We start from the raw sequence: 5,906 nt of genomic DNA on the forward strand, positions 1-5,906 counted from the left end.
CCCCCGCGCTGCGCGGGGCTCCTGCCTTCAGCGGCAGGAGTCGCTTACTTCTCGGCCGCGGTGTCGGCCTCGACGGCGTCGTCGAAGGGGTTCTCGACGAGGGCGTTCGAGTGGGTGGCGGAGAGGTGGGCGAGCTGACCCTGGTCGGCGATCGGGCTGAACACCTTGTTGTGCTCCATGAGATGGATCTCCATTCGGTCGGATCGATCGGGTGTCGGTCGCGGCGTTGGTGCGTGCCGCAGCACAGACACTAATGAATATGATTTTCATTCCGCAATAGCCGAGGGGGATCGAGAGGGTGATCTGGGTAACAGACGGGCCAGCCGCCCTCGTCGTCGATCCCCACCCGGCCGTTCACGCCCAGGACTTCGGCCAGCAGGCGACGGGTGACCACCTCGGCCGGGGGCCCGTCGGCGGCGACACGGCCCTCCCGGAGCGCGACGATCCGATCGGCGAACCGGGCGGCATGGTTGAGGTCGTGCAGCACCATGACCACCGTCAGCCGGCGTTCCGCGCGGAGCCGCACGACCGTCTGGAGCACCTCCAGCTGGTGCCGGAGGTCGAGGTAGGTCGTCGGCTCGTCGAGGAAGAGCACGCGGGCGTCCTGGGCCAGCGCCATGGCCAGCCGGACGCGCTGGCGTTCGCCCCCGGACAGCGCGTCGACGGGCCGGTCGGCCCAGGCGGTGACGCCGACGTCCGCGAGCGCCCGGGACGTCACCTCGTCGTCGCCCTCCCGCAGCATCCCGAGCGGCCCCCGGGTGGCATAGCGTCCCTGCCGCACGAGTTGACGTACCGTCAGCCCCGGTACGGCGGGTGCCGCTTGATGAAGCAGGGCGACACGCCGGGCGGCGGTGCGGCGGGGCAGCCGCGCCACGTCGTCGCCGTCGAGCAGGACGCGCCCGCCGCTCGGGGTGAGCAGTCCGGCGGCGAGCTTGAGGAAGGTGCTCTTGCCGCAGCCGTTCAGCCCGATCAGGGCGACGAGTTCGCCGGCCCGGATGCTCAGGTCCACCCCGCGCAGCACCGGGCGTCCCGGGTAGCCGAAGGTCAGCCCTTCCGCCCGGACGACGTCCGAGGCCGGGGCCAGGTCCGGATCCGGCGGTGAGGCCAGGACCGAGGTCGGGGCCGGAGCCGCTTCCTGGGCCCCTGTCTCCGTCGCGCTCATATTCACTTGTCCTGCAGGGACTTCCGCCACGCTCGCTCTCCTCCCATCCGTTGTCTCCGTCATCGCTCGTCCGCCCGTCGCCGCGCCACGACCATCAGCAGCCCCGCCCCCACGAAGGTGGTCAGGGCACCGACCGGGGGGGTCAGCCGGTCCGCGTCGAACGCGGTGGCCAGCAGCGGGGACAGCAGTTGGGCCGCGGTGTCCGCCCCGCACACCACGGCCGCACCGAGCAGTGCGGCGCCCGGAAGTGTGCTGCGCAGGTCGGCGCCGAAGACGGCCAGCGCCAGATGGGGTACCAGCAGCCCCACGAATCCGAGGGCGCCCACCGCCGACACGGCACCGGCCGTCAGCGCCACCGCGCACACGAGGGCCGCTCCCCGGCCCCGGCCGGTGGCCAGGCCCGCGGCGGAGGCCTGCTCGTCGCCGCAGCGCAACAGGGTCAGCGGCCCGGCGAGCAGCCAGGCCGCCGCCGCCCAGAAGGCGGCCCACGGCCAGAGCAGATTCCAGTGCTGCCAGACCCGGCCCTCGGTGGAGCCGATCAACCACTGGACGACACTGCCGAGTTCGCCGGGGGCCACCAGCAGGACCACTGCCGTGAGTCCGGCGAGCACCGCCGACACGAGGACTCCGTAGACGGCGGTCTGCTCCGGGTCGCCCCGGTCGCGCCCGGCGAGCAGCCACAACAGGCCCGCTCCGGCGAAGCCGCCGAGGCAGGCTGCCACGACCACCGCGGTGGGGGACTCCCAGCCCGCGAGTCCGAGACCGGTCGCGGTCACCGCACCGAGCACCGCGCCGGGGGTGACGCCGGTGACCTCGGGTCCGGCCAGCGGATTGCGCAGGGCCGACTGGAGCACGAGCCCGGCCACCCCGAGGCAGGCTCCGGCGACCAGTGCCACCAGCACTCGGGGCAGCCGCAGTTGGAGCACGATGTGCTCGGCGGTGGGGTCGTCGCCGCCCCCGGACAGCACGGCCCGCACGCCTTCGGGGGTGACGCCCCGACCGGCGAACAGACCGGCGCAGGCCACCGCGGCGACGATCAGCGCCAGGCCGCCCATCCGGACGCCCGGCGCCCGCAGGGCGCGGCGGGCTCCGCGGGCCGGACCGGGCGCGGTTTCGAGGAGGGTCACCACAAGGCCCTCCCCGGGGTCAGAGCCTCGTGGCAGGTCATCACACCACCCTCCGCAGGATCAGGAATGCGTGGCAGGTCATCACGCCGCCCCCGCAGGGTCAGGAATGCATGGCGGTTCATCGCTCCGCCTTCCGCAAAACGGGCGCAGGGGCGTCCGGCGGACTCCCCGGTACGGGCAGGGCCACGGGTGCCCGGTCCCGGGCGGGCCGGCTCCCCCGCTTCAGCAGCAGGACCCCGACCGGCACCCCGACCAGGGCGGTCCAGGCGCCCACCGGCGTCTCGACCGGGGCAAGCGCCAGCCGGGCCGGCTGGTCGGCGCAGAGCACGACGATCGCGCCGCACACGGCGGACCGGACGAGCCACCCGGCCGCGCCGCCGTCCGGGCGGAGGCGGCGGGCCAGGTGCGGGGCGAGGAAGCCGACCCAGGCCACCGGTCCGCAGACCGCGACGACGGGGGCGATGAGGACGACGGCGATGCCGAGCGCGGCCACCCGCGCCCGTTCGACCCGTACTCCCAGCGCACGTGCGTCGTCGTCGCCCAGCCGCAGCACTCCGAGCACCGGCACGCACAGCACCAGCGCCGGAAGGGCCACGGCGAGCCAGGGCAGCAGGCCAGTGACGTCGTCCCAGGTGCGGGCGGACAGACTGCCCAGCAGATAGCGGTAGATGAGCTGGAGGTCGAGCTGGTCGGCCATGACCATGAGCACCAGCAGACCCGCCTGGAGCGCGGCGGCCACGGCCGCTCCGGTCAGCAGGACGGCCGAGGGGCTCCGCCCGAAACCGGCGGCGACCAGGGTGAGCAGACCGCCGAGCGCCGCCCCCGCCAGGGCGAGGAACGGCTGCAACCCGAGGGGTACGGCCAAGGAGAGAACCAGCGGCGCGGCGACGCCCAGGGCGGCCCCGGAGGAGACCCCCAGCATCTCGGGCACGGCCAGCGGGTTGCGCAGGGCCTCCTGGAGGACGAGGCCCGCCGCCCCCAGGCAGGCCCCCGCGATCAGGGCCAACGCCATGCGGGGCAGCCGGAGTTCGGTGACTACGAGCCCCGCGAGCCCGTCGGACCCCAGCGTGGCCGGGAGCCTGGCGGGCGGGACGTACGGCGTGCCGAGGCTGAGCGCGCAGACCGCGCTCACCAGGGCCGCCGCGCCCAGGCAGAGCAGCGCCACGGGCGGACGCCTCACCGCAGTGCGGCCGTCGCCTCGTCGAGGACGACGCCCAGGGACCGGGTGCCGCGCCCCTTGGCCCACACCTCGGAGTCGACCTCGATGACCTTGCCGTTCTTCACGGCCGGGATACGTGACCAGAGGGGGTTCTTCGCCAGCTTGTCGGAGAGTTTGCCGTCCGGCGCGCCGAAGGACAGGGTCTCCACGAACAGGACGTCGACGTCGCGGGCGAGGATCTCCTCCAGGCTGTAACTGCCGTCGACGCCCCGGCTCTTCCAGGGGTAGTGGGAGATCTTCGGGAACAGTCCGGCCGCCACATCGGTCTCCGGGGTGGCCACCCCGAAGTTCTCGTCACTGCCGAAGACGATCAGGGAAGTCTTGTCGCTCCTTTCCTCCTCCGCCCGGGCGAGGCGGGTGCGGAAGGTCTTCTCCGCCTTCTCGCCCTCTGCGGTACGGCCGGTGAGCGCGGCGAGGTCCCGCAGGTAGCCGACGCTGTCCTGCCAGGATCCGGGCTGGACCGGCCAGAAGATCGTGGCGCCCTTCAGCGCGGGGGCCAGCTTGCCGTGCGTGTCCTCCAGGCCGATGACCAGGTCGGGCTTGTGGGACAGGATCGCCTCCACCTCGGGGCTGAGGAAGCCGCCGGGCACGACCGGTATCTTCGCCGCCTTCTCCTCGCCCAGGAACTTCGGGTGCGCCAGCACCTGGGAGTTGGTGGCGGTGGGGGTCAGGCCCAGTTCGACGAGGATGTCGTCGCAGAGGGCGACCAGGCAGACGATCTTCTCCGGGGGCTTCGGCAGGGAGACCGTGACGCCCTTGGCGTCGGTGACGCGGGTGGCGGCCTCGATGGGCCGCACCTCGGTGCTCGTACGGGCTCCGGCACCGGCACCGGCCGCCGCGGCCGGTTTCCCGGGGTCGGCGTTCTCGGTGCCGCAGCCGGCCAGCAGGCCTCCCAGTACGGCGATCGCGGCCCAGCGGCGGACTCTCAGCGCGGTTCGTGGCATCGACGGTCCCTCAACGTTCCTGTGTGGCCCCGGGGATGCGGCAGAGCAGGCGGCGGAGCCCCGGGAGCGGTCCCCGCCACAGGCCGAAACCTTACACATGATTATCATTTCCAATAAAATCAGCAAGGTTTCCGCCGATCCCAGGAGCCCGTCATGCCGCACACCCCACGCCCCTCGCCCCACGCTCCGCCGCGCCTGCTGGTCTCCGACCATGTCGCGGGGCGGGTCAGCCTGCTGGACCTCCCGGACGGCACCGAGCGGGCGGAGCTGCACCACCGGCACCTCTCCGAGCACGCGGGCTTCCTCGCCCTGCCGGGCGGCCTCACGGCCTGCGTGGACGACCGGGCGGGCGAGTTGCTGGTCCTCGACCCCTACGGTCCGGACGCCGGCCGGCCGCTGGTGCGGCGGCGGATACCGGTCGCGGTCCCCGCCGAGCATCTGGCGGCGGACCCGGGAGGGCGGCGCCTCGCGGTGACCACCGGCCTCGGCCGTAACGAGGAGGCTTGGACCGGACTTCTGACCGCCGTCGATCTCGACGCACCGGACGGCGCCGTCGCCGTACGCGTACGGGGGCGGACCGGCGAGCCGGGGGTCACGGTCCTCGGCGGCCCGTCCCCGCTCGTGGTGCTGCGCCACCGGGAACCGGGCGAACTGCTGGTCCACCGGCACCCGGAGCTGATGCGCTCGGCCCCCTCCTGCCCGCCGGCGGCACCGGTGCGGCGGATCGCCCTGCCGGACGACGACGGACACGGCGACGCCCATGACCCGCTCACCGGGCGGGTGTTCGCCGCCGCGGGGTCGGGGGTGCACCGCGCACTGCGGAAGGGGGACGACCTCACCCCCGAGGCTCCCCTCTCCTGGTCCGCCGACGGGCGGTCCGGCGGGCGCGGCTACTACCTGCGGCTCGACCCCGTACGGCGGATGCTCTGGTCGTGCGTGCGGGGCGGGTCGGGCGACCCCGGACAGTGGCCCAACTGGCCCAACGACGCCTGGTGGCACCACCTCGACACGGGGGCCACGGGCCGGCTGGAGCTGGGCCCCGGACTGGTGTTCCGGCTCGCGGTGACCGCCCGCCACATCGCGTACACCCGGGTCCACCCGGACGGCGACGAACTCATCCTGCTCACCGCGCCCCCGACCGCCGGACCCCGCCCGGAGGTCGACGCGCGGCTGCCCCTGCCCACCATGGCGGGTGCGCCGCGGCCCGGCAAAACCCCCTGGGACGGCGTGCAGCGGCGGGCCGTCGCCGCCTCCCCCGGCGGGGGCCTGGTCGCGGTCAGCCGGGGCGGCCATGGTGAGGTCCACGTCTTCGACGCGGACCGGGCGGCCATGCTCACGACCCTGACCGTCCCGACCCCCCTGGACGACGGGGGCCACCTCGCCCTCGTCATGCCCGGGGACGGAGCGGACGCCGATCCGGTCGGCCGCTGAGAGCGGCGTCGCGGGTGGTGGCC

Annotated in this window: 6 protein-coding genes; 1 reads left to right on the forward strand and 5 read right to left on the reverse strand. The window is 74.1% G+C overall.

Annotated elements, in window-relative coordinates:
• Window positions 1-44: 44 nt before the first annotated feature.
• The 5 genes from amiA to ACFWM7_RS32750 all read right to left on the reverse strand — a co-directional run bounded on the left by amiA (window position 45) and on the right by ACFWM7_RS32750 (window position 4,452).
• Window positions 45-179, reverse strand: coding sequence for a streptamidine family RiPP (gene amiA, locus ACFWM7_RS32730; RefSeq protein WP_257136712.1), 135 nt, complete (start codon window positions 177-179; stop codon window positions 45-47).
• 71 nt (window positions 180-250) lie between these two features.
• Window positions 251-1,162, reverse strand: coding sequence for an ABC transporter ATP-binding protein (locus ACFWM7_RS32735; protein ID WP_383267717.1), 912 nt, complete (start codon window positions 1,160-1,162; stop codon window positions 251-253).
• 59 nt (window positions 1,163-1,221) lie between these two features.
• Window positions 1,222-2,289: a FecCD family ABC transporter permease gene (locus ACFWM7_RS32740; protein ID WP_383267720.1), complete on the reverse strand. Its 1,068-nt coding sequence runs from the start codon at window positions 2,287-2,289 to the stop codon at window positions 1,222-1,224.
• 118 nt (window positions 2,290-2,407) lie between these two features.
• Window positions 2,408-3,469, reverse strand: coding sequence for a FecCD family ABC transporter permease (locus tag ACFWM7_RS32745; protein ID WP_383267722.1), 1,062 nt, complete (start codon window positions 3,467-3,469; stop codon window positions 2,408-2,410).
• Window positions 3,466-4,452 carry an ABC transporter substrate-binding protein gene (locus tag ACFWM7_RS32750; protein WP_383267725.1) on the reverse strand — a complete coding sequence of 329 codons (987 nt, stop codon included), beginning with the start codon at window positions 4,450-4,452 and terminating at the stop codon, window positions 3,466-3,468. Before ACFWM7_RS32750 ends, ACFWM7_RS32745 begins: the two co-directional genes overlap by 4 nt.
• A gap of 153 nt (window positions 4,453-4,605) precedes the next feature.
• Here ACFWM7_RS32750 and ACFWM7_RS32755 point away from each other — a divergent pair, with 153 nt between their 5' ends.
• Window positions 4,606-5,883, forward strand: a complete 1,278-nt coding sequence (locus tag ACFWM7_RS32755) for a hypothetical protein (RefSeq protein ID WP_383267727.1) — start codon at window positions 4,606-4,608, stop codon at window positions 5,881-5,883.
• Window positions 5,884-5,906: the final 23 nt, after the last annotated feature.

The organism is Streptomyces sp. NPDC058375 (genome assembly GCF_042723425.1).
GTDB classification, from domain to species: Bacteria; Actinomycetota; Actinomycetes; order Streptomycetales; family Streptomycetaceae; genus Streptomyces; species Streptomyces durocortorensis.